This window comes from Streptomyces sp. ST2-7A (genome assembly GCF_021390475.1).
GTDB lineage: Bacteria > Actinomycetota > Actinomycetes > Streptomycetales > Streptomycetaceae > Streptomyces.
In genome coordinates, this window is record NZ_JAJUWS010000030.1 from 1 (window position 1) to 26,096 (window position 26,096).

Annotated in this window: 23 protein-coding genes and 1 pseudogene; 18 read left to right on the forward strand and 6 right to left on the reverse strand. The window is 71.3% G+C overall.

Annotation, left to right across the window (positions count from 1 at the left end):
* Window positions 1–344 precede the first annotated feature (344 nt).
* The 9 genes from LZF96_RS17990 to LZF96_RS18030 all read left to right on the forward strand — a co-directional run bounded on the left by LZF96_RS17990 (window position 345) and on the right by LZF96_RS18030 (window position 13,034).
* Complete coding sequence (locus tag LZF96_RS17990) at window positions 345–4,118, forward strand: cellulose binding domain-containing protein (protein ID WP_233873390.1); 3,774 nt, start codon at window positions 345–347, stop codon at window positions 4,116–4,118.
* Between the two features lie 505 nt (window positions 4,119–4,623).
* Entirely contained in the window at window positions 4,624–5,937 is a 1,314-nt protein-coding gene (locus LZF96_RS17995; RefSeq protein ID WP_233873393.1) for an ABC transporter substrate-binding protein, read from the forward strand.
* Window positions 5,938–5,989: 52 nt separating this feature from the next.
* Window positions 5,990–6,952, forward strand: a complete 963-nt coding sequence (locus LZF96_RS18000) for a carbohydrate ABC transporter permease (protein ID WP_233873396.1) — start codon at window positions 5,990–5,992, stop codon at window positions 6,950–6,952.
* On the forward strand, window positions 6,949–7,902 hold the full coding sequence (locus LZF96_RS18005) for a carbohydrate ABC transporter permease (protein ID WP_233873400.1): 954 nt from the start codon (window positions 6,949–6,951) through the stop codon (window positions 7,900–7,902). The genes LZF96_RS18000 and LZF96_RS18005 overlap by 4 nt, the downstream gene beginning before the upstream one ends.
* A gap of 4 nt (window positions 7,903–7,906) precedes the next feature.
* On the forward strand, window positions 7,907–8,569 hold the full coding sequence (locus LZF96_RS18010) for a hypothetical protein (RefSeq protein ID WP_233873403.1): 663 nt from the start codon (window positions 7,907–7,909) through the stop codon (window positions 8,567–8,569).
* A gap of 300 nt (window positions 8,570–8,869) precedes the next feature.
* Entirely contained in the window at window positions 8,870–9,820 is a 951-nt protein-coding gene (pip, locus tag LZF96_RS18015; protein ID WP_233873565.1) for a prolyl aminopeptidase, read from the forward strand.
* 202 nt (window positions 9,821–10,022) lie between these two features.
* Window positions 10,023–11,333 carry an MFS transporter gene (locus LZF96_RS18020; protein WP_233873406.1) on the forward strand — a complete coding sequence of 437 codons (1,311 nt, stop codon included), beginning with the start codon at window positions 10,023–10,025 and terminating at the stop codon, window positions 11,331–11,333.
* Window positions 11,330–12,064, forward strand: a complete 735-nt coding sequence (locus tag LZF96_RS18025) for a leucine-rich repeat domain-containing protein (RefSeq protein WP_233873409.1) — start codon at window positions 11,330–11,332, stop codon at window positions 12,062–12,064. The genes LZF96_RS18020 and LZF96_RS18025 overlap by 4 nt, the downstream gene beginning before the upstream one ends.
* A gap of 139 nt (window positions 12,065–12,203) precedes the next feature.
* The gene (locus tag LZF96_RS18030) at window positions 12,204–13,034 is read left to right on the forward strand and encodes an NmrA family NAD(P)-binding protein (RefSeq protein ID WP_233873412.1); all 831 of its coding nucleotides are present in this window, start codon (window positions 12,204–12,206) and stop codon (window positions 13,032–13,034) included.
* Between the two features lie 261 nt (window positions 13,035–13,295).
* Here LZF96_RS18030 and LZF96_RS18035 read toward each other — a convergent pair whose 3' ends face one another.
* From LZF96_RS18035 to LZF96_RS18050, 4 genes are all read right to left on the reverse strand, one after another.
* On the reverse strand, window positions 13,296–13,832 hold the full coding sequence (locus tag LZF96_RS18035; RefSeq protein ID WP_233873414.1) for a GNAT family N-acetyltransferase: 537 nt from the start codon (window positions 13,830–13,832) through the stop codon (window positions 13,296–13,298).
* A 338-nt stretch (window positions 13,833–14,170) separates the two neighbouring features.
* On the reverse strand, window positions 14,171–14,395 hold the full coding sequence (locus tag LZF96_RS18040) for a hypothetical protein (RefSeq protein ID WP_233873417.1): 225 nt from the start codon (window positions 14,393–14,395) through the stop codon (window positions 14,171–14,173).
* Window positions 14,396–14,503: 108 nt separating this feature from the next.
* On the reverse strand, window positions 14,504–15,937 hold the full coding sequence (locus LZF96_RS18045) for a S8 family serine peptidase (RefSeq protein ID WP_308294232.1): 1,434 nt from the start codon (window positions 15,935–15,937) through the stop codon (window positions 14,504–14,506).
* Window positions 15,938–16,234: 297 nt separating this feature from the next.
* Entirely contained in the window at window positions 16,235–17,158 is a 924-nt protein-coding gene (locus LZF96_RS18050; RefSeq protein WP_233873421.1) for a LysR family transcriptional regulator, read from the reverse strand.
* Window positions 17,159–17,264: 106 nt separating this feature from the next.
* On the opposite strand from LZF96_RS18050, the gene LZF96_RS18055 reads away from it, so the two are divergent.
* The 5 genes from LZF96_RS18055 to LZF96_RS18075 all read left to right on the forward strand — a co-directional run bounded on the left by LZF96_RS18055 (window position 17,265) and on the right by LZF96_RS18075 (window position 22,092).
* The gene (locus LZF96_RS18055; protein ID WP_233873426.1) at window positions 17,265–17,969 is read left to right on the forward strand and encodes a succinate dehydrogenase cytochrome b subunit; all 705 of its coding nucleotides are present in this window, start codon (window positions 17,265–17,267) and stop codon (window positions 17,967–17,969) included.
* Between the two features lies 1 nt (window position 17,970).
* Complete coding sequence (locus LZF96_RS18060; RefSeq protein WP_233873429.1) at window positions 17,971–19,977, forward strand: fumarate reductase/succinate dehydrogenase flavoprotein subunit; 2,007 nt, start codon at window positions 17,971–17,973, stop codon at window positions 19,975–19,977.
* 5 nt (window positions 19,978–19,982) lie between these two features.
* Window positions 19,983–20,723, forward strand: a complete 741-nt coding sequence (locus LZF96_RS18065) for a succinate dehydrogenase/fumarate reductase iron-sulfur subunit (protein ID WP_233873571.1) — start codon at window positions 19,983–19,985, stop codon at window positions 20,721–20,723.
* A gap of 227 nt (window positions 20,724–20,950) precedes the next feature.
* Entirely contained in the window at window positions 20,951–21,502 is a 552-nt protein-coding gene (locus LZF96_RS18070; protein ID WP_233873432.1) for a hypothetical protein, read from the forward strand.
* Window positions 21,478–22,092: a hypothetical protein gene (locus LZF96_RS18075; protein ID WP_233873435.1), complete on the forward strand. Its 615-nt coding sequence runs from the start codon at window positions 21,478–21,480 to the stop codon at window positions 22,090–22,092. Before LZF96_RS18070 ends, LZF96_RS18075 begins: the two co-directional genes overlap by 25 nt.
* A gap of 14 nt (window positions 22,093–22,106) precedes the next feature.
* On the opposite strand, the pseudogene LZF96_RS18080 reads toward LZF96_RS18075, so the two are convergent.
* Window positions 22,107–22,205, reverse strand: a pseudogene (locus tag LZF96_RS18080) (short-chain dehydrogenase); the annotation flags it as partial.
* A gap of 233 nt (window positions 22,206–22,438) precedes the next feature.
* Between LZF96_RS18080 and LZF96_RS18085 the strand changes: the two are divergent.
* Window positions 22,439–23,191, forward strand: coding sequence for a MerR family transcriptional regulator (locus LZF96_RS18085; protein ID WP_233873438.1), 753 nt, complete (start codon window positions 22,439–22,441; stop codon window positions 23,189–23,191).
* On the forward strand, window positions 23,188–24,039 hold the full coding sequence (locus tag LZF96_RS18090; RefSeq protein WP_233873441.1) for a hypothetical protein: 852 nt from the start codon (window positions 23,188–23,190) through the stop codon (window positions 24,037–24,039). Before LZF96_RS18085 ends, LZF96_RS18090 begins: the two co-directional genes overlap by 4 nt.
* Window positions 24,040–24,059: 20 nt before the next feature.
* On the opposite strand, the gene LZF96_RS18095 is transcribed toward LZF96_RS18090, so the two are convergent.
* Entirely contained in the window at window positions 24,060–24,431 is a 372-nt protein-coding gene (locus LZF96_RS18095) for an ATP-binding protein (RefSeq protein ID WP_233873446.1), read from the reverse strand.
* A gap of 211 nt (window positions 24,432–24,642) precedes the next feature.
* On the opposite strand from LZF96_RS18095, the gene LZF96_RS18100 reads away from it, so the two are divergent.
* Window positions 24,643–25,608, forward strand: coding sequence for a helix-turn-helix transcriptional regulator (locus LZF96_RS18100; RefSeq protein WP_233873449.1), 966 nt, complete (start codon window positions 24,643–24,645; stop codon window positions 25,606–25,608).
* Entirely contained in the window at window positions 25,605–25,865 is a 261-nt protein-coding gene (locus LZF96_RS18105; protein ID WP_233873454.1) for a DUF397 domain-containing protein, read from the forward strand. The genes LZF96_RS18100 and LZF96_RS18105 overlap by 4 nt, the downstream gene beginning before the upstream one ends.
* Window positions 25,866–26,096 lie beyond the last annotated feature (231 nt).

A 26,096-nucleotide genomic window follows, 5' to 3' on the forward strand; every position in this document is an offset into this window, starting at 1 on the left:
GCATCAATCCACCGACGGACCGGGGTCGTTCGTTCCTGTCGCGTGATGTGCGGATGTGGTGTCGAAACCATTGACACCGGGAACCCGTGTTGGAAAACTCCGGGCGTCCAGTAAGCGCTTGTCGGGCCGGTGTCCCCCTTCCCCCCCACCCCCCCCCGCTCCGCTCGACCCGAACCACCTCCTCCTCCGCTCCCTTCCCGCTCCCCCGCCCCGGGTCCACGCACCCCGGTCTGTCAATGAAACGATTCATGGACGCGGGGCGGCCCCGGTCGGCGGAGGAGAAGCGGGGGCACGGGACGGGAGCACCCCCGACGGCGCCGTACATCCACACACAGGAGTGACGGATGGGCGCACCACCTTCCACCCGCCGACGCCGCACCCGGGGGATGCTCCGGGGCACCGTGGCCGGCCTCGCCGCGCTGGCGACCGCCGTCGTCGGCCTCACCGCCCCGGCCGCCGCCGCCGAAACCGACGGGCCGACGGTCTACCTCGCCGGTGATTCCACGGTCCAGACCTACGATCCCCACTGGGAACCCCAGGCCGGTTGGGGTCAGATGATCGACCGCTTCTTCGACGAGGAGGTCCGGTTCGACAACCACGCCATCGGCGGACGCAGCTCCCGCAGCTTCGTCGAGCAGGGCAGGCTCGACGCGATCCTCGAGGAGATCGGGGAGGGCGACTACCTCCTCGTGCAGTTCGGCCACAACGACGCCACCGTCTCCGTCCCCGAGCGGTACACCCCGCCGGAGGACTTCAAGGAGTACCTGCGGGACGACTACATCGCCGGGGCCCGCGAGCGCGGCGCCACCCCGGTCCTGGTCACCCCCGTCTCCCGGCGCGCCTTCGACCCGGACACCGGAGCGTTCCACGTCTCCTTCCCGGAGTACGTGGAGAAGATGGTCGAGCTGGCCGTCGAGGAGGACGTGCCGTTGGTGGACCTCTCCGCGAGCAGCCGGGCGTACCTGAACGACATCGGGCCGGAGGAGGCGAAGTCCGTCTTCCTGCACGTCCCGGCCGGGGTGTACCCCAACCGCCCCACCGGCACGGTCGACGACACCCACTTCCAGGCGTACGGCGCCATCCGGATGGCCGAGCTGGTCGCGCGCGGCGTGGCGGAGCTGGACCTGCCGCTCGCCGAGCGGGTGCGGGAGACCGACGCCCCGGACGCCGTGCCGGACGCGCCGACCGGACTGCGCACCGACACCGTCTCCAACGAGGAGGTGGGCCTGGTCTGGGACGCCGTGCCCGGTGCCGACATCTACCGGATCCGGGTGCGCGAGGCCGGTGACCCGGACGCGGAATTCCGCCTCGCCGCCACGTCCACCGTGCCGCTCGCGCGGGTGGACGGACTGCGCGAGGGGGTACCCCACGAGCTGCGGGTGAGCGCCGTCAACGCGCGCGGCGAGTCCGAGCCCTCGCAGACCCTGACGGTCACCACCGCCGTGGCGGGGCTGAAGTTCGACTTCGGCCCGAACGGCTCCCCGGTCGCCGACGGCTTCCGGGCCGTGCATCGCGGCACCGCCTACACCGAGGAGCGCGGCTACGGCCTGCTCACCGACGGCACTCCGATGATCGACCGCGACCGGGGCGCCGACCTCGGCGACGTCGAGCGGGACTTCGTCGCGTACTTCGGCGAGCGGTACGAGTTCGCCGTGGACGTGCCCGACGGCCGCTACTCGGTGCGCGCCTACGTCGGCGACGGCCTGGGCTCGGCCCGCAGCGAGTTCGCCGTCGAGGGCGAGCCGTACGGCTCGGTGGCCGCGCCGCGCAACGCGGTGATCACCCAGACCTTCGGCGGGATCCTCGTCACCGACGGGCAGCTGAACATCGAGGTCTCCGGACAGACCGCCCACCTCAACGGCCTGGAGATCACCCGGGTCGGCCCGCTGCCCGGCGAGGAGGACGACGGGGAGGACGAGCCGACCGGCCCGTTCACCCGGAACATGGAGTACCTGGACCGCTCTCCCGTGGCGGTGCGCACCGATGAGGGGGTGTACGTCGGCTGGCGGATGCTGGGTCTGGACCCCGACGACATCGCCTTCCACGTGTACCGCGACCACAAGCGGATCACCGACGAGCCCCTGACCGGTTCCACCAACCTGCTCGACCCCAAGGGGAAGAAGAAGTCGGTCTACCGGGTGGAGGCCCTGCTGCCGGGCGGCGGCACGGAGTCCACCGAGTCCTTCGGCATCCGGGAGGACCCGTACCTCGACGTGGCGGTCGACCGTCCGGCGGACGGCACCACCCCCGACGGGAACGCCTTCTCGTACCACCTCAACGACGCCACCGTGGCCGACCTGACCGGTGACGGTCGCTACGAGATCGTGCAGCTGTGGCAGCCGTCCAACGCCCGGGACAACTCGCAGTCCGGCCACACCGGCCACGTGCTGATCGACGCCTACACCCTGGAGGGCGAGCGGCTGTGGCGGATGGACCTGGGCCCGAACATCCGGGCCGGGGCCCACTACACCTCGCTGATCGCCTACGACCTCGACAACAGCGGGAGCGCCGAGCTGGTGCTCAAGACCGCCGACGGGACCGTGGACGGCACCGGCGCGGTGATCGGTGACCCGGACGCGGAGCACCGCAACTCCGCCGGCTACGTGCTGAGCGGCCCGGAGTTCCTCACCGTCTTCGACGGCGCGACCGGCGCCGCCCTGGACACCGTGGATTACATCCCGGCCCGCGGCAACGTCTGCGACTGGGGTGACTGCTACGGCAACCGTGTGGACCGGCTGATGGCCGCGGTGGCGTACCTCGACGGGGAGAACCCCAGCGTGGTCGTCACCCGGGGCATCTACACCCGCTCGGTGCTCGCCGCCTTCGACTTCGACGGCGAGGGCCTGGCCCACCGCTGGACCTTCGACTCCGACGACTGGGGCCCGCAGTACGCGGGCCAGGGCAACCACCAGCTGTCGATCGCCGACGTGGACGGCGACGGTCGGGACGAGATCGTCTACGGCGCCATGACCGTGGACCACAACGGCCGACCGCTGTACAGCAGCCGGCTGGGCCACGGCGACGCCCTGCACGTGAGCGACCTGGACCCGAGCCGGCCCGGGCAGGAGATCTTCTCCACCTTCGAGTCGATGGGCGACTCCGGGGGCCGGGGCGCCGCCCTGCGCGACGCGGCCACCGGTGAGATCATCTGGTCCATGCCGAGCACCAGGGACGTGGGGCGCGGCGCGACCGGCGACATCGACCCCACCCACCCGGGGGCCGAGTCCTGGGCGGTGACGGCGGACGGCGCGTGGAACTCGCGCGCCGGCGAGCTGCGCGCCGTGGACGGCACGCTGCTCGGCACGGAGATTCCCGCCGCCAACTTCATGATCTGGTGGGACGGCGACCTGCTCCGGGAGATCCTGGACCACGGGTTCGACCCGAACGGCGAGGAGCCCGCCGGGCGTCCGTACATCGCCAAGTGGGACTGGGAGGAGCGGGAGCAGCGCGAGATCCTCGCCCCGGAGGGGGTCTTCTCCAACAACGGCACCAAGGGCACCCCGGTGCTCCAGGCCGACCTGTTCGGGGACTGGCGCGAGGAGGTGATCTGGCGGCTGGAGGACGACTCCGCGCTGCGGATCTTCACCACCACCGATCTCACCGACCACCGTCTGCGGACCCTGATGCACGACCCGCAGTACCGGCTGGCGGTGGCCTGGCAGAACGAGAGCTACAACCAGCCGCCGCACCCGGGCTTCTTCCTCGGCGCGGACATGGAGGAGCCGCCGGCCCCGGACATCCGGTACGTCGGCGCCCCTCCGGGTGACGGGGACGGCGGCGGTGACGACGGCGACGCCCCGACCTGCGAGGTTCGCTACACCGTGCACGGCGACTGGCCCGGCGGCTTCAACGCGCAGGTGTGGGTCACCAACACCGGCACCGGGGAGCTGCGGGACTGGGAACTGTCCTGGACCTTCCCGGACGGCCAGCGCGTGACGCGGATGTGGAGCGCGCGGTCCGATCAGGAGGACGCGGCGGTGACCGTGCGGCCGGAGTCCTGGCTCTCCCGGATCGCCCCGGGTTCGTCGGTGACCTTCGGTTTCCTGGGGTACCGGGGCGACGCCAACGGCGTCCCGGAGTCCTTCGCGATCGATGGGGCCACCTGCTCCGTCGGCTGACCGACACGCCCCCACGGGGGCTCTCCCGGCCCCGCGGGAGCCCGCGGGGCCGGGAGGCTTTCGGCGTTCACCCGGCCGACCGCGACCCGAACCGCATGTTCGTTCGATCTATCGAACGAGGGCCGACATGCCGACCACCCCCCTTGACTCCACCCGACGCCGTTGCGAGACTCCGAAACACCCCCGGGGTGCGCGATTCCCCGGGCGTACACGCCGCTTGCGACATGAATCGATTCACGAAGGCACCGGGAGAAGCCCTCCTCGAATGGGCCCCCCGGGTGCCCCCGCGGGCCTTCACGCCACCCGAACACCCCCGGGTCAAGCCGTGTTGACATGCGGAAAAACGATCACGGTCACGTTTCCGAAAAGTTACCGGCCACCGGGTTCCCAGATCGACCCCCGGCTGTATTGTAACGATTCACTTCGGGCGACACCGAGGGCTGCGGAAGCGGTGCCGTCGGAAAACGAAGTGCCCCACGCATTGACGAGAGCAGGGAGGCTCCCAATGTCCATCAGGAAAGCCGCGATCCGCGGTATCGCCCTCGCGGCGGTCGGCTCGCTCGCCCTTACCGCCTGCGGGTCCGACGACAACGGCGGCAGCGGCAGCGGTGGAGAGGGTGGCCAGGTCACCCTGAACTTCCAGTGGTGGGGCAACGACGATCGTGCCGACCGCTACGAGCAGGTCATCGACCTGTTCGAGGAGCAGAACCCCAACATCAAGGTGAACACCGGCTTCGCCGCGTACCCCGACTACTGGACCGCCCGCAGCACCGAGGCCGCCGGCCGCTCGCTGCCGGACGTCCTGCAGATGGACACCTCCTACCTGCGCCAGTACGCCGACACCGGTCAGCTCACCAACCTGAGCGAGTACCTGGGCGACGCCCTGGACCTCTCCGAGTTCGACGACGCCCTGGTCGACGCCGGCCGGATCGGCGACGACCTGTACGCGGTGGCCACCGGCACCAACACCCTGGCCCTCTTCTACAACCCCGGCCTGCTCGACGAGCTCGGCGTCGAGGTCCCCGACGAGGACTACGACTGGGCCGAGTACAACCGCGTGCTCGCCGCGGTCTCCGAGGCGGGCGCCGACGCCGACCCGCAGGTCTACGGCGGCACCGACTACACCGGCACCTTCTGGCTCTTCATCCAGTGGCTCCTCCAGCAGGGCGTCGAGCCCTTCACCGAGGACGGTGACCTGAACTTCACCAAGGAGCACATGACGGAGTGGCTGGAGCTGGCCTCCGAGGTGCGCGAGCCGGACAACCTGACCTACCCGATCCAGCGCAGCGTGCAGCTCGAGCCGCTGGGCGGGTTCGCGGTCCAGGAAGCCGCCATGGAGTTCCACTGGGACAACTTCCTGGCGGGCTACGTGGGTGACTCCGGCGTCGAGGACCTCCAGCTGCTGCCGGTCCCGTCGGGCCCCGACGGCGAGAAGCGCCAGTTCTTCAAGCCGACCATGCAGCTCGCGGTGAGCGCCAACACCGACCACCCGGAGGAGGCCGCCAAGCTGATCGACTTCCTGGTCAACGACCCGGAGGCGGGCGCGATCTTCGGTACCAACCTGGGTGTCCCCTCCTCCCCCGCACAGCGTGACGCCCTCGAACTCGAGGAGGGCGGCGTCGACGCCCGGGTGATGGAGTACGAGGAGAACGCCGCCGAGGCCGGCTACGTGACCGAGCCGGCGCCGCTCCCGATCGAGGGCTTCGGTCCCATCGAGGAGGAGTACCGCAACCTGGGTCAGGAGTTCGCCTACGGTGACATGACCGTCGAGCAGTTCGTGGACCGCTGGTTCTCCGAGGCCGAGATCCACCTCAACTGATCAGGCCCTCCGGCTCCTCCACACCTTTCGTCGCACGAAACGGATCGACCTTGTGACTCTTGCCCGAGAAGCGTCCAAGGCCCCGGAGGTCGGCAAGCCGCCGCGACGACCGCGCCCCGCGCGGTCGTCGCGGCAGGCGGCCGAGACCCGGGCCGGCTACGCGTTCCTCTCCCCGTGGCTGCTGGGCTTCTTCGCCCTCACCGCCGGCCCGATGCTGGCCTCGCTCTACCTGGCCTTCACCAACTACAGCCTCTTCCGGGCACCGGAGTGGGTCGGGCTCGACAACTTCATCAGGCTCTTCAGTGACGAGCGGTACCTGAACTCGGTCAAGATCACCCTCCAGTACGCGCTGGTGGGAACCCCGATCAAGCTGGCCGCCGCGCTCGCCGTCGCCATGCTGCTCAACAGCAAACGGCGCGGTCAGGGCACCTACCGCTCCTTCTTCTACGCCCCCTCGCTCATCGGCGCCAGCGTGTCGATCGCCATCGTGTGGCGCGCGATGTTCATCGACAACGGCGTGGTGGACCGGGTGGGTCAGGGCGTCGGGCTCTCGCCCGGCGGTTGGGTCGGAGACCCGGGCATGACGGTGTACATGCTCATCCTGCTGGCGGTGTGGCAGTTCGGCGCCCCGATGGTGATCTTCCTGGCCGGCCTCAAGCAGATCCCGACCGAGCTGTACGAGGCCGCCGAGGTGGACGGTGCCGGCCCGGTCCGCAAGTTCCTGCGGATCACCCTGCCGATGCTCTCCCCCGTGATCTTCTTCAACCTGGTGCTGGAGACGATCAACTCCTTCCAGGTCTTCGGCTCCGCCTTCATCGTGTCCAACGGCACCGGCGGTCCGGCCGACTCGACCATGTTCTACACGCTCTACCTGTACTTCCGCGGTTTCCGCGACTTCCAGATGGGCTACGCCTCGGCGATGGCCTGGGTCCTGGTCCTGTTCGTGGGCCTGATCACCCTGATCTTCTTCAAGACCTCGAAGCACTGGGTGCACTACGGCGGTGAGAACAAGTGACCACCACGACTCCGACCACCGGCGCGGCGGCCGCCGCAGGTGAGGCCGCCGGCGGCGGGATGCGTCCCCCCACCCGGCCCATCGACAACGACGGTGATCGCCGACGTGCCCGGCAGCGCCGCACCTGGCGCACGTTGCTCTACCACGGCTCGATCCTGGTACTGGGTTTCGTCATCCTCTACCCGGCCGCCTGGATGGTGCTCTCCGCCTTCCGGCCGTCGAACGAGATCGTCGGCAACGTCAATCTGATCCCGAGCAACACCACGCTGGACAACTTCGTCACCGCCTTCAGCGGCATCGGCGGGGTGTCGTTCTGGACCTTCTTCATGAATTCGATGATCCTGGCGGTCGGCGCGGTGGTGGGCATCGCGCTCTCCTCCACGATCTCCGCCTACGCCTTCGCGCGCATCGACTTCCCGGGCCGGAAATTGTGGTTCGGCCTGATGATCGGCACGCTGCTGCTGCCGTTCCACGTGGTGATCATCCCGCAGTACATCATGTTCAACGAATTGAACATGGTGGACACCTTCTGGCCGCTGCTGCTCGGCAAATTCCTGGCGGCCGAGGCGTTCTTCGTCTTCCTGATGGTGCAGTTCATGCGGAACCTGCCACGTGAACTGGACGAGTCGGCCCGCATCGACGGCGCCGGACACGGCCGGATCTACTGGTCGATCATGCTGCCGCTGATGCGGCCGGTGATGGTCACCGCGTCGATCTTCGCCTTCATCTGGAGCTGGAACGACTTCTTCGGACCCCTGATCTACCTCAAGAGCCCGGACAACTACACGATGCCGCTGGCCCTGCGCCAGTACGTGGACCAGACCACGGTCTCGGACTACGGCGGGCAGATGGCGATGGCGGTGCTGGCCCTGCTGCCGGTGCTGATCTTCTTCATCATCTTCCAGCGCTATATCGTCGATGGCGTGGCCACCTCCGGACTGAAGGGCTGAGGCGATGCGCGGCAGGAAGGGAGCCGGTCTCGCGCTGTTCGGCGAGACCCTGCTCACGGGCGTGGTCGTCCTCGTGCTGACCCTGCCCCTGATCACCCTCCTGCCCGCGCTCGCCGCCGGTACCGCACACCTGCGCCGCCACCTGGCCGGGGAGAGCGAACGGATCGGTGACCTGCTGCGGGACTTCGCCTCGGCGGTCCGTGCGCTGTGGGTCACCGGCCCGCTCCTGCTCCTCGCCGGGCTGTGGCTGGTGTGGAACGCGACGCTCGCCGAGGCCGGGGTGATCCCGGGCTCGGCGGTCCTGCTGGCCGCCTTCATCGCACTGCTGGGCGTCTGGGGCGTCCTGCTGCTGCGCACCGCCGCCGCCTGGTCCGCGGACGACGGTCCGGGGCGCGCGTCCCGGGGGCGGGACCACCTGCGGCACGGCGCCGGGGAACTGCGGCGCGATCCGGTGGGGTCACTGCTGCTGGTCGTCGCGCTGGTGATGTGCGGCGTCTTCGTCTGGATGCTGCCGCCGCTGGCCCTGCTCATCGGTGGCCTGCTGCCACTGGCCGTCATCGGCGTCGAGTACCGGGCCCGGTCCCGAACGGCCCGGTGCACCGGGAACGACGGGGACACCGCCGACACCGGGGTACCGGGGACCGACACCCGCCCCCTCGACCGGTAGACGGTCCGACCACCGCTCTTCCCGGGACCCGTGTCGGGACGCCCGCCCGTCCATCCGTCGGGCCGACGGGCGGGCGTCCCGACACGGGTTCCGGCCGGCCGCCCCCTCCCGGTACCCGCTCACCGGCCCACCGGCCCGCGAAATCCCGTCGCGTCCCCTCCCCCGAGCCGGCAGACTCCCCCGGTCCCCCGCCCGAGTCGGACCCGCCCGGGAGGCCCCGTGCCCGATCCGTCCCCCACCCCGTCGCCCGCCCCCTCGGGCGCGCCGTCCGATCCGCGCCCCGGACCGGGGAGCGGCGACATGCTGTATCCACCCGTCGAGCCGTACGACGAGGGTCTGCTGGACGTCGGCGACGGTCAGCTTGTGCACTGGGAGAGCTGCGGCGACCCCGACGGGACTCCTGCCCTCGTCGTCCACGGCGGGCCGGGCTCCGGCTGTTCCCCCCGGATGCGACGCCTCTTCGACCCCGACCGCTACCGGGTGATCCTCTTCGACCAGCGCGGCTGCGGACGCAGCCTGCCGCACGCGAGTGACCCCGCGACAGGGCTGGAGCACAACACCACCCATCACCTGATCGCCGACATGGAACGGCTGCGCGAACACTCGGGTGTGGAGCGCTGGGTACTGTTCGGCGGTTCCTGGGGCTCCACGCTGATCCTCGCGTACGCCCAGCGGCATCCCGAACGGGTCGCCGGCATCGTGATCGCGGGCGTCACGATGTCCCGGCGCTCGGAGATCGACTGGCTCTACCGGGACACCGCGCGATTCTTCCCCGAGGGGTGGGAGCGCTTCCGCGACGTCCTGCCGCCGGCCGACCGGAAGGACCCGGTGGCCGGATACGCCCGGCTGTTGAACCACCCCGACGCGGAGGTGCGCGAACGCGCCGCCCGGGAGTGGTGCGCCTGGGAGGACACCCTCGTCTCCCTGGAACCGCACGGCGCCCCCACCCCGTACGGAGGCAGGCCGGACCGCGACCTGATGGCGATGGTCCGCGTCACCACCCACTACTTCGCGCACGCCGCCTGGCTGGAGGAGGGGGAGCTGCTGCGGAACGCGCGCCAACTCGCCGGCATCCCGGGCGTCCTGGTGCACGGACGACAGGATCTGAGCGGACCGGCGATCACGGCGTGGGAGCTGGCCCGGGCCTGGCCCGACGCCCGCCTGCACATCGTCGAGGACGCCGGGCACACCGGCAGCGACGCCTTCCGCCGCACCGTCCGCACCGCCCTGGACACCCTCGTCCCGCGCTGATCACACGCCGCCGGTCCGCCGGTCCGGCGCCCCGGCGCCCCGGCGCCCCGGCGCCCCGGGGGATTCTGTGGTGCGGGGCGACGGGCGAGCCGCCCGGGGAGTGGCCTCCGGCCTCCGGGTCCGGTCGGCAGACGGCCCGCTTGACGAGGTACTCGGCCCGCTCGTAGGCCAGGTGTCGGTGGCCGGACCTAAGGTGCCCGGCATGGTGTCCTCCCCCGCTTCGCCCCCGGTCCCCGAATCCGTCGCCGTCGATACCCGGCGGCCCGCTTTACCGGGTGTCTTCCGGCTCTGGTTGGCCGGTTGGCTGGCCTCGCTCTTCGGCAGCGGCGTGCTGTACTTCGCCCTGGGCTGGGCCGCCGCCGGCCACGGGGGTGCGGTCGCCGGGGTGATGCTGGCCCTGATCAACCTGCCGCGTGCCGCGCTGATGCTGCTCGGCGGTGTGGTGGCCGACCGGATCGGGGCATGGCGGATCCTCACCCTCTGCGCGGCTCTCTCGCTGGTCGTGGTGACCGCGCTGACGGTGACGGTCTCGCTGGTCGGGACCCCGATCACGCTGCTGTTCGGGGCGGCGCTGGTAATCGGTGTGCTGGACGCCTTCGACCTTCCCGCCTCGGGGTCGATGCCGCGCCGTCTGGTGGGCCCGGCGAGCCTGCCGAGAGCCATGGCGCTGCGGCAGACCGGGGCGCACTTGGTGCTGTTCGCCTCCGGGGCCGTGGGCGGGACGTTGCTCGACGTGTTCGGCACGCCGGGTCCCCTGGTGGTCGCGGCGACCGGGCCGGCCGTCCTGTTGGCGGTGCTGCTGTGGCTGCGTCGCCGGCCGGAGGGCCGGGAGACACCGCCCGCCCCGGCTCCGGCTTCCACGCCGTCCGCCGGCCGTTCCGAACTGTGGGGCGACATCACGGCCGGGCTCCGGATCTGCTGGCGCACACCGGTCCTGCTGTCCGGGTTGGCGGTCACCGCGGTGGCCGCCGGCTTCCTGCTGCCGGTGATCTCCCTGCTGGCTCCGGTGCTGGCGCGACAGGAGGGTTGGGGACCGCGTGAGACGGGCCTGCTGGTGGGCGCCCAGGCGGTGGGGATCGTCACCGTCGCCCTGGTGGTGCTGGTCCGGGGCGGGGCCGCCCGCCCGGGAACGGCGGCCGGTCTGGGACTGGTGACGGCCGGCGCGGGCGTCGGTGCCCTGGCGGTGGCGCCGAACCCGCTGGTGGGAATCCTCGCCTCGTTGTTGATCGGCGCCGGTAACGGGGCTTTCGGCGCGAACATCGCCCCCCTGATGCTGGGCACCACCCCGGACGGCTACCTGGCGCGGGTGCAGTCGGTGGTGACCGTCGTGCAGAGCCTGCCCCTGGTGGGGATGAACGTCGCGCTCGGATCACTCGCCCAGTGGACCTCGGCCCGGATCGCCCTGCTGTGCTGCTGTCTGGCAGTGGTCGTCACCGGTGTCCTCGCCCTGCTTCTCCCGCCGCTGCGGGAGGCCCGGACACCGGGAGTCCCGAAGACGGGTGGGGTCTCGTGACAGCCGGGGCCCCGAAGACCACGGTCGACCTGTGGCGGCGGGGGTTGGGAACGGTTCCGCCGCAGGTGTGGGGGCGCACGGACGCCCGGGTGCTGATCCTGGCGGAGAACGGATTGACGACCGTGCCGCCGGAGATCGGCGGGATGGTGAACCTGCGCACCCTCGACCTCGGTCACAACGCCCTGTCCCGGCTGCCCGACGGTATCGGGGATCTCGCGGACCTGTCGGACTTCCTCTACCTGCACGACAACCGGCTGACCGAACTTCCCCCCGCTCTCGGCCGGCTGACCGCTCTTCGGTACCTCAACATCGGGGAGAACCGCCTGACCGAACTCCCGGAGACCATCGGTGACATGGCGGGTCTCCGCGAGCTGCGGGCCGAACGGAACCGGCTGGCCCGGCTTCCGGAGACCGTCGGTCGGCTCGGGCGGTTGCGCGAACTGTGGTTGGGCGGCAACCGGCTGACCGCCCTACCGGACCCGACGGCGCGGCTGCGGGAGCTGCGCACGGTGAGTCTGCGGGAGAACGCCCTGACGGAGTTCCCGGCATCGCTGTCGGAACTGCCCCGGCTGCGCCACGTCGACCTGCGGTCCAACCGCCTGACCGAACTTCCCCCCACTCTCCTCGACATGCCGGCGTTGGAGAAGCTCGACCTGCGGTGGAACCCGGTCGTGCCGCCGCCCGACCTCGTGGAGGCGTTGGAGAGGAAGGGCTGCGCGGTGTTGTGGTGAGGCTCCGTCGCACCCGCCGGCCGAACCCCGCCTTCCCGGTGGCCGGGCACGGCATGCGGGTGGGGTGGCCCCGGAGGGACTCCTTGACCTCAAGTCCGATTGAGCTTCTAGCGTTCACCACGACGAAAGGAGTTCACCCATGACGACACTGGTGACGGGTGCCACCGGGAACACCGGCCGGCACGTGGTGGCGGAGCTGGTCCGCCGGGGAGAACATGTTCGGGCGCTGACGCGGAACCCAGCGGCGAGGGCGGGAGGATTCCCGGCCGGGGTGGAAACCGTGACCGGCACGCATACGGAACCGGGGACCCTGGACTCCGCCCTCGACGGGGTCGACCGCCTGCACATCACCGCGGTGGAAGGGCTCGCCGAGGTCGGTCCGGAACTGGTGCGGCGGGCGGTCGACGCGGGGGTGCGGCGCATCACCGTCCTGTGGGACGGCCGCCCGGGGCCGGTCGAGCGGGCGGTGGCGGAGTCGGGGGTGGAGTGGACGCGCCTGGAGGCGCAGGAGTTCATGTCCAACACGTTGACCTGGATCGACTCGATCCGTGACGAGGGCGTCGTGCGCGAGCCCCACAACCTGCCCAGCGCGCTCGTTCACCAGGCCGACATCGGGGCGGTGGCAGCGGCGGCGCTGCTCGAGGACGGCCACGCGGGACGCTCGTACAACCTCACCGGGCCCGAGGCACTGACCCCGCGCCAACGCATCGCGGTGCTCTCCCGGCTGATCGGTCGGGACATCGCCTTCGTCCCGATCACGCATGAACAGGCCGTCGATCGGCTGACGGCCACCGGGGTCTCCCGGGAGGAGGCCGAATACGTCATCGGGTGGTATGCCGCACCCCCCGAGGCAGCCACGACCATCGATGACACCGTCGAGCGGGTGACGGGCCGCCCGGCGCGCACGTTCGCCCAGTGGGTGGCCGAGCACGTGGATCGCTTCCGGAGGGCCGGGGCGGTGACCGGCTGAGCCGGGGCGGTGACCGGCTGAGCCGGGGCGGTGACCGGCTGAGCCGGGGCGGTGACCGGCTGAGCCGGGAACCACACACCGCCGGGACCGGCGGTGCGGGTGCTCACGGCGAGGGGCCCGACAGCCCTCCGCCATGAGCCCCCGGGGCGCGGGCCTCCCATCCGCGACACCCCGCGACAGCGGCGGGGCCGGTCTCCCCGGGACCGTGGTGTCGGCCCCGGGGAGACCCCCGCTCGGCGGGCGGCCCGAATGGCCGGGTGATCAGATGCCGAATGGCGCGGCGTAGCGGATCGTTCCGCTCGGCAACGGACGGTCCGGGTCGAGGGCGAGGGCCATCAGGGCCTCGTCCGGAACCTCGATGGACAGGCCGATGCCGTGGGCGGAGGCCCGGGTGAAGCCGAACCAGGGGTAGTAATCCGGGTGCCCGAGGACGGTGACGAAGCGTTCGCCGATGTCCCCGGCCGCCGCCAGGGCGGCCCGAATGGCCGCCGAACCGGCGCCTTGGCGCTGTTGGGCGGGCAGGACCGCGCACGGCGCCAGGCACAGTGCCGGGGTGTCACCGATATGGCAACGGGTCAGCAGCGCGTGGGCGATGGGCCGGTCGTGGTCGTCGGTGGCGACCAGTGACAGGCCGTCGATCCACGAGGGGTCGCCGCGCAGGGCGTCGACGAGGTCGGCCTCGAACGAGGTCTCGAACGCGGCGAGGTTGATCCCACGGATGGTGGGGAGGTCGGCGCCGGTCTCGGCGCGCGTGCCCCACGGGGCCGAAGGACCCGAAGAACCCGAAGAAGTGGTCATGATGGATGAAGGTCCGTTTCCGAGGTGGGATGAGTCGGGCGCCCCTCGGGCTCACGCTCCCGGAGGGGCGGATGGGGACGGGGTCAGGCCACGACCCGGGAGGTGAGGGTGACCCGGGCGCTGTGCGCGATGGCCTCGAGCGCGGTCATCAACCCCACCTCCCCTTCTCCCACTTCGGAACGAGCACGGACACACCCGACTGTACCCATCCCCGGCGGAGGGAACAACGGCGTTACCCGCCCCCGCCCGCTTCCGGGGGACACGGGCGCGGGCACGGTGGGCCCACGATCCGCCTCGAATGGCCCGGCGGGGAAGCGGGGACCTCGGGAGCCCTCGGCTCACTCCCCGAAGAGGCGCATCGAGGAGTTGGGGCTCGCCGTCACGGTCAGGCCCCGGACCCTCAGTCGGGCCTCGATGTCCTCCGGGCCCCGGGCGTACACCACCCGCTCCCTCTTCCCCATCGGCACGGCGGGCAGGTCGTGCAGCACGCCGCCGACCTCTGCCAGGAGCGTTGCCAAGGCGGCCCGGTCGGTGTCCGCCGGCACCGTCAACAGCCACTCCACGCCCGGCCCTCCTCGCACTCGTGCCCCTGTGTCCCGGCCTCCCCCGGTTCCGGGCCCCGGCACACCGCCGGGCCCGGAACCGGGACCACCCGATCCTTCCGGTCCTTCTCAATCCTCCTCGGTCATCGCCGCGTAGGAGGCCGCCACGTCGAGCACCCCGCGCCCGTAGCCGGGATCCCACGCGACCTCCCCGGCCGGCTTCACCCCCGAGAACAGGATGCGGCGCAGGTCGTCCGGAGAAAGGTCGGGCGCCGCGCAGAGCAGCAGGGCCGCGGCGCCGGCGGCCAGCGGGGCGGCGGCCGAGGTGCCGCTGTCATAAGGGGCGGTGTCGGTTCCCGCCGGGCGGCCGGGCCCGAAGTTGGCGAAGAAGTGGGTGAAGGTCGCGAGGTCCGGCTTCCGCCGCTCGAACATGCCGGGGCCCTGGGAGGAGTAGCCCACCCGCTCGGAGAGGCTGTTGACCGCCGCCACGGTGATGACCTCGGCCAGGCTGTTGGAGGCGTGGATCGAGCGGCCGGGCCCGGTGCCGCTGGGGTGGCAGGCGCCGCTGGCGCACTGCTCCCCGCAGTTCCCGGCGGCGAAGAAGCAGGCGGCGCCGGAGGCGACCACCTCGCGGACCTTGCGGTGCAGGGGGTGGTCGAGGTCGTGGATCTCGTGCCGGGGGTTCCTGCGGCGGTCGGGGACGCCGACGAAGCCGTAGCTGTTGGTGGTCAGGTGCGGGGTGCCGTCCACCCGCCGCCGATCGAGGACGGCCTGGAACATCGCGAGGGCGCCCCCGGAGTCGGGCACCCCGAGGAAGGGGTAGTCGTACAACCGGGCGTCGGGGGCGGCGACGAGCACGTCCGCCGCGCACATCGAGCCGTGGCTGGTCACGGGGGCGGCGCCCGGTTGACGCGAGCCGCCCTCGGGGGCGAAGCCCCCGGCCACCGGGTAGGTGTCGCCGTCGATCCCCTCATCGATGATGCCGACGACCACGCCATCCCCCCTGAAGCCGGCCTCCCAGAGCGCCTCGACGCCCAGTGCCTCCCGGATGGCCTCGATCCCCACCCCCTCCCGGAAGGGGCGGCAGTCGACGGCCGAGGGGGCGCGGGCGGGGGCCGGGATACGCCCCTCCGTGCCGCGCAGCAGGTCCGATTCGGTGCCCCGCAGGAGGTGCTGCGGGGAGTTGGGCCAGACACCGAGCACACCGCTGCGCCCCCGTAGCTCCTCCAGCCGCGACTCCTCCACCTCGACCGGGAGGACGAGGGAGGTGGCGGCCAGGTCGGCGGCGGTCTCCGGACCGGCGAAGGCACGCAGCACCCGGGGCACGGTCGGGTCGGGTGCTCCCGGTGGTCCGCCGAACAGGGGGATCGGGCCGGCGGACTCCGAGAGTTCGACTCCGAGACCCGCGACCGCGCCCAGGGCCCGGTCGAGCTGCCGACGGGCGCCGTCCGGGGAGGCGGCGGCCTCGGAGAAGGCCGCGAATCCCTCCCGGTGGTCGTCGGCGGTCACCTCTACGAGCAACCGGGTCCTCGCCATGGTGGTGGTCTCCTCGCTCCTCGACATCGGCCCTCGCCCCGGTCGGGACGGGCCGCGCGGTGACACGCGGTCGGGTTCCTGCCCGATTCGCGCGGCGACGGAGCCGTCCGACCCGGTGATCCACTCGTTCGAGGGGCGTTCTTCACTCCGGGGGGTGAGGCCACGAACACGACACCGGGAAGGCCGAGGCCGGCATCAAGACCGCGAGGATCCGGCTGATGAACACGCCCGGGCCCCGCCGGGATCGAAACGGCTCGGTACCTCCTCGGTGACCTCGGAAGGGGGCAGCCACCCGATGATCCGAAGCCTTGGGCCATCCCCGGTTCAGCAGCCGGCCGGGAGGGCGAAGCTCTCCTCGCCGATGAGGGCCGGCAGGCGCTCGCGCAGGAGGCGATCCAGTTCGCGGGCGGCCCGGGGCGGGGAGACGTCCGCGCGGTGCGCGACGGCGATCGTGCGGTGCAGGCCGGGCGGGGCGAAGGGGGTGGTCCGCAGTCCCGAGCGGACGGCCAGCATCCCCGGCACCACCGCCACCCCGAGGCCGGCCCGCACCTGGCTGAGCACGGCGTCCATCTCACCGCCCTCCACGCCCACGGTGGGTTCGAAGCCGGCCGCGCGGCAGGCCGAGACGGTGACCTCGCGCAGTTCGTAGCCGTGGCGGTGCAGCACCAGGGGGCGGTCGCGCAGGTCGACGACGCGGATGTGTTCGCGCAGCACGGGGGGCGGCCCATCGGGGGCGGAGACCACGACCAGTTCCTCGCGCAGCAGGTCCACGGCGGTCAGGGCGGGGGCGGGACCGGTCAGCGGGGTGATGACGAGGGCGAGGTCGAGTTCGCCGTCGGCCAGCACCCTGACCAGGTCGGGGGAGCCCCCCTCGCGCAGGTGCAGTTCGACCGCCGGGTAGCGGTCGCGGAAGTCCCGCAGGACATCGGGGACCAGGCTGGTGCACAGGCTCGGCGGCGCGCCCAGCCGCACCCGGCCCCGGCGCAGCAGCGCGACCTCCTGCACCTCGCGGCGGGCGGTCTCGGCGTCGGCGAGGATCCGCCGGGCGAGCGGGAGCAGGGCCTCCCCCGCGTCGGTGAGGGTGATGTGGCCGCGTGCCCGGTGGAAGAGCTCGGCGCCCAGTTCGCGTTCCAGGGCCCGGATCTGCTGGGAGAGGGAGGGTTGCGCCACGTGTTCGCGCCGGGCGGCGCGGGTGAAGTGCCGGGTCTCCGCCACGGCGGTGAAGTAGCGGAGCTGCTGGAGCTGCATGGTTCCAGCGTAGACCGCGCCGAACAGCGTCAATAGGGTTGTCCTATCGAGATCAGCCGTGTTGCGTCTTGGACGAATGACCGGCCTGTTCATACCGTTGGTTCCCATGGCATCGGCGACCGACACGGGCAGACGCCCGTCCTCCCTGCGCACCCTCTGGCGCTCCACCATCGGGAAGAAGACGGTGATGGCGGTCAGCGGCGGAATCCTGCTGCTGTACCTCATCGTCCACATGGTCGGAAATCTCAAGATCTTCGCCGGCTCGACGAGCTTCAACGAGTACGCCGAGTGGCTGCGCGTCTTCGGCGAGCCCGCCCTGGGCGAGGGGTGGCTGCTGTGGATCGTGCGGGTGGTGCTGCTGGCCGCCGTGATCGCGCACATCGTGGCCGCCTGGCAGCTCAGCCGGTTGGACATCCGTGCCCGGCCGGTGAAGTACGCGCACCGCAGGCAGCGGGCCACCTACGCCACCCGCACCATGCGCTGGGGCGGCGTGATCATCGCGCTGTTCGTGGTCTGGCACATCCTGGACCTGACCACCGGGCACGTGAACCCGCTCGGCGAGGAGGGCCGGCCGTACGAGAACGTCGTCGCCACCTTCTCCACCTGGTACGGCAACACCATCTACATCGTGGCGATGCTCGCCCTCGGCCTGCACATCCGACACGGCTTCTGGAGCGCCGCCCAGACGCTCGGGCTGAACCACCCGCGACGGGACCGGGCGCTGAAGGCCACGGCCACCGGCCTCGCGGTCCTGCTGACCGTCGGCTTCGTGTCCGTCCCCATCGCCGTCATGACGGGAATCGTGAGCTGAGATGACCACCACCGAACAGCCGGCCGGCGGCACCCCCTCGTCCGACGCCACCACCACCGGCGCCTACACCGACTTCGCCGTCGGGGAGCCGGTCGCCGACACCCGCGCGCCCCTCGACACGCCGATCGCCGAGCGGTGGAAGCGGCGGACCTTCGACGCCAAGCTGGTCAACCCCGCCAACCGCCGCAAGCACACCGTCATCGTGGTGGGCACCGGCCTGGCCGGTGGCGCCGCCGGCGCCACCCTCGCCGAGCAGGGTTACCGGGTGCTGCAGTTCTGCTACCAGGACTCCCCCCGGCGCGCCCACTCCATCGCCGCCCAGGGCGGCATCAACGCCGCCAAGAACTACCGCAACGACGGCGACTCCGCCCACCGGCTCTTCTACGACACGGTCAAGGGCGGAGACTTCCGCGCCCGGGAGTCGAACGTGCACCGCCTCGCCGAGGTGTCGGTGCAGATCATCGACCAGTGCGTGGCGCAGGGCGTGCCCTTCGCCCGCGAGTACGGCGGTCTGCTGGACACCCGCTCCTTCGGCGGCGTGCAGGTCTCCCGCACCTTCTACGCCCGGGGGCAGACCGGCCAGCAGTTGCTTCTCGGCGCCTACCAGGCGCTCTCCCGGCAGATCGCCGCCGGCCGGGTGGAGATGCACCCGCGCACCGAGATGCTGGACCTGATCGTCGTCGACGGCCGGGCGCGCGGCATCGTGGCCCGCGACCTGCTCACCGGGCGGATCGACACCTACTTCGCCGACGCCGTGGTGCTGGCCTCCGGCGGGTACGGCAACGTCTTCTACCTGTCCACCAACGCCAAGAACTCCAACGCCACCGCGATCTGGCGGGCGCACCGGCGCGGCGCGTACTTCGCCAACCCCTGCTTCACCCAGATCCACCCCACCTGCATCCCGCGCTCGGGTGAGCACCAGTCCAAGCTGACGCTGATGAGCGAGTCCCTGCGCAACGACGGCCGCATCTGGGTACCCAAGCGCAAGGGCGACGACCGTCCGCCGCGCGAGATCCCCGAGGACGAGCGGGACTACTACCTGGAGCGGATCTACCCCTCCTTCGGGAACCTGGTGCCCCGCGACATCGCCTCCCGGGCCGCGAAGAACGTCTGCGACGAGGGCCGGGGCGTGGGTCCCGGCGGCCAGGGCGTGTACCTGGACTTCGCCGAGGCGATCGAGCGGATGGGCCGGGACGCGGTCGCCGCGAAGTACGGCAACCTCTTCGAGATGTACGAGCGGATCACCGCCGAGGATCCGTACGAGGTGCCGATGCGGATCTACCCCGCGATCCACTACACGATGGGCGGCCTGTGGGTCGACTACGACCTGCAGACCACCGTGCCGGGCCTGTTCGCGATCGGCGAGGCCAACTTCTCCGACCACGGCGCCAACCGACTGGGCGCCTCGGCGCTGATGCAGGGCCTGGCGGACGGCTATTTCGTCCTGCCGGTCACCCTGGGCGACTACCTGGCGCGGCTCGGCGGCGTCGGGAAGGTGGACGCCGACCACCCGGCGGTGCGGGAGTCCGTCTCCTTCGTCACCGACCGGCTGTACGCGCTGCTGTCCAACAACGGCGACCGCACCCCGGACTCCTTCCACCGCGAGCTGGGCACCCTGCTGTGGGACGAGTGCGGCATGGCCCGCGACGAGGCCGGACTGCGCAGGGCCCTGGAGCGCATCCCCGCGCTGCGCGAGGAGTTCTGGCGGCGGATCCGGGTGCCCGGTTCCGGCGAGGCGCTCAACCAGTCCCTGGAACAGGCCAACCGCGTCTCGGACTACATGGAGCTCGCCGAGCTGACCTGCCTGGACGCCCTGCACCGCACCGAGTCCTGCGGCGGCCACTTCCGCGAGGAGAGCCGCACCCCCGACGGCGAGGCGATGCGCGACGACGACGCCTTCTCCTACGCCGCCGCCTGGGAGTACACCGGCACCGGACACGCCCCGGTGCTGCACCGCGAGGCGCTGGAATTCGCCTACGTCCACCCCACCCAGCGGAGTTACGCATGACGCTGATGAAGCTCACCCTGCGCATCTGGCGCCAGGCCGGCCCCGATGAGCCGGGGGCCATGACCACGTACGAACTGGACGGCGTCTCCCCCCAGATGTCCTTCCTCGAGATGCTCGACACCCTCAACGAACGGCTGACCGCCGAGGGCGCGGAGCCGGTCGCGTTCGACCACGACTGCCGGGAGGGCATCTGCGGCTCCTGCGGCATGGTGATCAACGGCGACGCCCACGGTCCGGAGCGGACCACGGCCTGCCAGCTCCACATGCGGTCCTTCTCCGACGGCGACGTCATCGACATCGAGCCCTGGCGGGCCGGCGCCTTCCCGGTGATCAAGGACCTGGTGGTGGACCGCACCTCCTTCGACCGGATCATCGGGGCCGGCGGCTACATCACCGCGCCCACCGGCAGCGCGCCCGAGGCACACGCCACGGCCGTGCCGAAGGAGTCCGCCGACCTGGCCTTCGAGAACGCCGAGTGCATCGGCTGCGGCGCCTGCGTGGCGGCGTGCCCGAACGGTTCGGCGATGTTGTTCACCGCCGCCAAGGTGGTGCACCTCAACGCGCTGCCGCAGGGCGCCCCGGAGCGGGAGTCCCGCACCCGGGAGATGGTGACGGCGATGGACGCCGAGGGCTTCGGCGGGTGCACCAACGTCGGCGAGTGCGCCACGGCCTGCCCGAAGGGCATCCCGTTGTTCAGCATCACCCGCATGAACCGCGAGTACCTGCGGGCCCTGCGCAAGGGCTGAGCGCCCGCCCGCACCGGTGCCGACCACGGCCCGGTCGGTGCCCGTCGCCGTCCCCACCGGGGCCACGGCGACGGGCACCGACCGGGCCGTTCGTCGTGTCCGGGACGGGAAGGCCGTCGGCACCCGGCGGGTGTTCAGCCGACGCGGACACGGCGCACGATGGAAGAAGAGCGCTCCGCGGCCGACTGCTGTCATGGACATCCGGACCCGGTTCGAGAGGATGCGTCATGGCGATCGGCACGATGGCACCACCGGAGATACCCGAGGTCAACGCCCTCAACGGCAGGTTCCACCGCACGGCTCTGCGCGTCTTCCTGGTGATCGTGCTGGCGCACTGGGCGGAGCACGTCGTGCAGGCGATCCAGATCTACGTCCTGGGGTGGCCGTTGCCCGAGGCGCGGGGGGTGTTGGGCATTCCCTTCCCGTGGCTGGTCACCTCGGAATGGATGCACTACGGGTACGCGCTGATCATGCTGGTGGGTTTCCTGCTGCTGCGACCGGGATTCGCCGGTTCCTCGCGCCTGTGGTGGAACATCACCCTGATCATCCAGGTGTGGCACCACTTCGAGCACCTGATCCTGCTGATGCAGGCCCTCATCGGAACGAATCTGGCCGACCGGGCCGCCCCCACCAGCCTGGTGCAACTGCTGGTGCCCCGGGTGGAACTGCACCTGCTCTACAACGCCCTGGTGACCATTCCGATGGTGGTCGCGATGGTGCTGCACAGCCGCCCGAACCGGGGGATCGCCACCCGGTGCTCCTGCGCGCCCGGGTGGTGACCACCGGCGGGAGGGCACCCCGACCGCCCCGCAGACCGCCCTCCCGCTTCACCTCCGCGATGCTGCTCGTCGCCGCCTGCCTGGCACTGTGGGCCTCGGTGCCCAACATCGGGCAGGCGGTGCGGGCGGCGACCGCCGACGGGGTGCCGGGGACCTTCACCGCCCTGGGGCTGGAATGCGTCTCCCACCCGGGGCACGAGAGTTGTCTGTGGTCCGGTCGGTTCGACTCGGCCGACGGCACGATCCGCCGAACCGGGGTCACCCTGTACGGCAGCGGACGGGAGGGATTCGAGGTCGACCGCTCCGTGGCCGCCTCGGACATCGGCCACGGCGGTCGGGTCTACCCGCCGGGGGGCTCCCGGGAGTGGATCGGCACCGCCCTGCTCCTGGTGACCGGCTACGGGTTGCTGTTCGTCCTGGCCCGACGGCATCTCATGCCTCCGTCCCGCCCGCGTGGCCCCCGGGGGGACCGCCCCTCCGACCCGATCACGCCCCCGGGCACCGAGGCCATCGGAGCCACCGCCGGGTGTTCCGGCCCTCGGCCGGAACCCCGAAGCGCTGTCCGGGCGGGAGCACCGGCGGCACGGTGACCGCTCGGCCGTCGTCAGGAGAAACCACCGTTGCTCCTGATCAGTTGACCGTTGATCCACTCCCCTTCGGTGGAACACAGGAAGTCGACCAGGTGAGCGGTGTCGCGCGGAGTGGCGCGGGGCGGAGGGCGGGAAGGACCGGCGGGGGCGTTGAAGCGGGAGGCGGATCCCCACGCTCGTGAAGACCCCGTGGCGTGCACCCGGCGGTGCCCACGCCGGGTAAGTCATCCCATCACACCGTGACCGGAGCGGATCCGGCCGTGACCGTCCCCCACCCCCCTCCGGCGGTTCACCGGGGGTCGAAGAGGCTTGACCTTGTCGTGGCGTCAGGGTTTTCACTGGGCGCATGAGAATCGGCGAGATCGCGGCGCTGGTCGGGGTGTCCACCCGGACCGTGCGCCACTACCACCGGATGGGGCTGCTCCCGGAGCCCCCGCGCCGGGGCAACGGCTACCGGGAGTACCGCCTGCGGGACGCCGTGACGCTCGCCCGGGTGCGGCGATTGGCGGAGCTGGGGCTGTCCCTGGAGGAGGTCCGGAACGCCTTGGCCGCCGATCGGGACCGCAGCCTGCGGGAGGTGCTGACCGCACTCGACGCCGACCTGGCCCGGCAGCAGGCGGAGATCGCCGCCCGACGACGCCGGCTCGCCGCGCTGTTGGCGGAGGCCGACCCGCATCCCGACTCCGTGGTCTCCCCCGAGATGGCCTCGGTGCTGCGCGGACTGCCCGGCGACGCGTCCGCGACGGCCGCGCTCGACCGCGAGATGTTGGCCCTGCTGGACACCGGCATCGACGACGCCGAGCGGGCCGCGCTCGCGGACCTCTTCCGCCCGCTCCTGGAACCCGGGGCGCCCGCAGGAGCCCGGGACATCTACCAGCTGTTGGACGACCTCGCCGACGCCGAACCGGACGATCCCCGGATCCCGGAGGTCGCCAACCGGATCGCCGATTACCTGCCCGGCGAGATGGTCTCGGCGATGCTCCGACACCTCGACACGGCCGGAGACCACGACTGGTTGGAGGAGTTGTCGCACGAGCTGGCCCCCGCGCAGGTGGAGACGTTCCGGCGACTGGTGGCCGTGCTGCGGGGGCGACGGTGATGCTTCGGGCGGCCCGGGCCGCGCTGTGTCTCGTGATCCCCGGGGAACTGCTGCTGGCGGTTCTCCTCACCTCCGGGGTGTCGATCCCCTCCCCGGTGTTGGTGGTCTCCGGGGTGTTCGTGGCCTGCGTGATCGCGCTGGAAACGGTGGTCGTGGCGCGGCTGTTCCTCGCCGCGCGCCGGGAGGGGGCGGGCCGCCGGGAGGCGGTACGGCTGACGTACGAGCGGCTGGTGCCGATCACCGCGCGGAGGCTCGTGGGGTTCGAGGCGGCCGGCATGGCGGCCCTCGTCCGGTGGCTCGGTCGGCGCCGACACGGCGTCCCGGCCGACGCCATCGCCCTGCCCTATGCCGGGGCCCGGGCCTTCACGATGGGCATCCTCGTCTTCGCCGCGATCGTGGAGTTGGTGGGGCTGGAACTCCTGTTGCGGGCGCTCGACGCACCGGCGGCCCTGCGCATCACGGTCCTGGTGATCGACGCCTACGGGGTGCTGATCGCGTTCGCGATGATGGCGGCCTGCTCCACCCGCCCGCACGTGGTGACGGGGACGGAGGTGCGGGTGCGGTACGGAGCCTTCTTCGACCTGTGGATACCGCGCGAGCGGATCACGGCCGTCCGACGGGATTCCCGTTTCGACGAGAAGGGGCTGATCGGCGTGGACGGTGATCGACTGGCGGTGGCGGTCTCCTCGCAGACCAACCTCGTCCTGGAGCTGGACCGGCCGATCACCGCCGTGCGTCCGCTGGGAGGAACCGTCGAGGTGGGCACGGTCCGCTTCTTCGCGGACCACCCCGCCGCCGCGCTCGACGCCCTGCGCACCCGTCCGGAGCCGATGACCGAGGCGGCGTAGCCACGCGGGACCGGTGGGATTCACGCCGGCCCCCGACACGGCGCGGGGGTCTGCGACAGTTCCGCCCACACCGTCTTGCCGGTCTCCCCTCGCTTCACCCCGCAGCGATCCGCCACCGCCGCCACCAGCACCAACCCCCGGCCGCCCTCCTCCCACTTCCCCGGTGAGCGGGCGGCACCGGGATCGGGCAGCCGCTCCCCCGCCGCGTCGGTGACCTCGACCCTCAAGACCTCCCGGAGAACGGCGAGTTCGAGCCGGAGATGGAAGTCGCCACCAGGAGTGCCGTCGCCGCCGTGCACCACGGCGTTGGTGACCAACTCGGTCACCACGAGGGCGGCGTTCTCCGAGAGCGGGGTGCGAGGCGGGAAGCCCCACAGGTCGAGTTGACGCACCGTGAGGTTCCGGGCAAGGCAAACGCCCCGTGAGGTGGAACCGATCCGTCGCGCGAAACGGCGATCCGTACCGGTAAGAGTGATGTTGTCGTCCACGGCCTTGAGTCTGACCCCGCGAGGACTACCGTGGCGAAGCAGGCAACCCGTACGGATCGTGGTTGTCCGACTCCAGCGAGTCGCAAGTCATCGGGGTGCGGGGGAGATCACCACCATGCACGAGAAGCACACGCACGAGGACCGACCCGAGGGAGCCGTCGAACCCACCGGCGACGGCAACCCCGGCGGAACGACCACCATCGACCGACCCGTTCCCCACCCGACCCGGGACGTGGAACTGCCCGAGGACCAGGACAGCGCACAGGACTTCCTGCGCGCACTGGGGAAGTTGTTCAAGCGGGCCCGCGAACGGGCGGGCCTCACCCAGCAGGAGGCCGCCAACCGGCTCAGCTTCGGCGTGGACCTGATCTCCGCCATCGAGCGCGCCCGTCGCATCCCGCAGGAGGAGTTGCTCCACGCGGCGGACGACCTCTTCGGGGCGGACGGGATGCTGACCACCGTCATCCCCGACCTGCGCGAGGCCAAGAAGAAGGTCCGCACCCGCCACCCCGCCTGGTTCCGACTCTTCGCGAGCCTGGAGGCCCAGTGCGTGGAGATCCACGAGTACAGCACCATGGTGATCCCCGGCCTCCTCCAGACCGAGGACTACGCACGAGCGCTTTTCCGGCTGCGACAACCACCCTTGAGCCCCGATGAAGTGGAACAACGTGTGACAGCCCGGCTCGCCCGGCAGGACATCATGACATCCCCCAAGAGTTGGCCTCCCCCCGCAACAACCTTCGTCGTCGAAGAGGGCGTTCTCCACAGGCGAGTCGGAGGGCCGGAGGTCTACCGCGCTCAACTGGAACAGCTTCTGCGCGTCGCCGAACTCCCTGCATCCACAGTTCAGGTGCTTCCGCTGAAGGGCTGGGGCCATTCGGCCTTGGAGGGGGCCTTCAGCCTCCTCACACCTCGAGGAAGGCCACAAGTCGCGTATACCGAGGGGTATGGCCGCAATCAGCTCATCAGCGATCCGGAGAGGGTCCGCTTGATGGCATTCTGCTACGGAAGCATCCGGGCGCAGGCACTCACTCCGCAGGAGTCTGGTGTCCTGATCAGAAAAATTCTGGAGGAACGATGAAAAGCAGGAACAGCACAGACCCTCTCGGATTGGACTGGTTCAAGAGCAGTCATAGCGGCCCCGAAGGTGGGCAGTGCCTTGAAGTGGCTCTCCCCTGGCACACATCCTGCGGCAACGAGGGCGGGGACTGCGTGGAGGTCGCGGAGTGTCCCGGGGTGGTGCACGTGCGGGATTCCAAGCACCGGGGTGGGGGGCGGTTGGGATTGCCATCCACCGCGTGGTCGGCCTTCCTCGGGTACGTCACTTCCCCTCCCTGATCCCACCGCCGTACCGGTTCGGCCGCCGACCCGGACGGTGGTCGGCCGTCCGGGTCGGCGGCCTCCTCCCCCACCGGTGTCCGGCCGGCTCCCTCCCCACCTCACGCCCCGGGGAGCCGATGGGGTGTCATCCGCTCACCCGGACGCGGGCACCTCGGGGTGTCGGTGCCCGTCGGCGGGTCGTCCCGTGGAGCGTGGGGTCCGAGGCGGCGAGGGCGGAGGCCGGTCGTC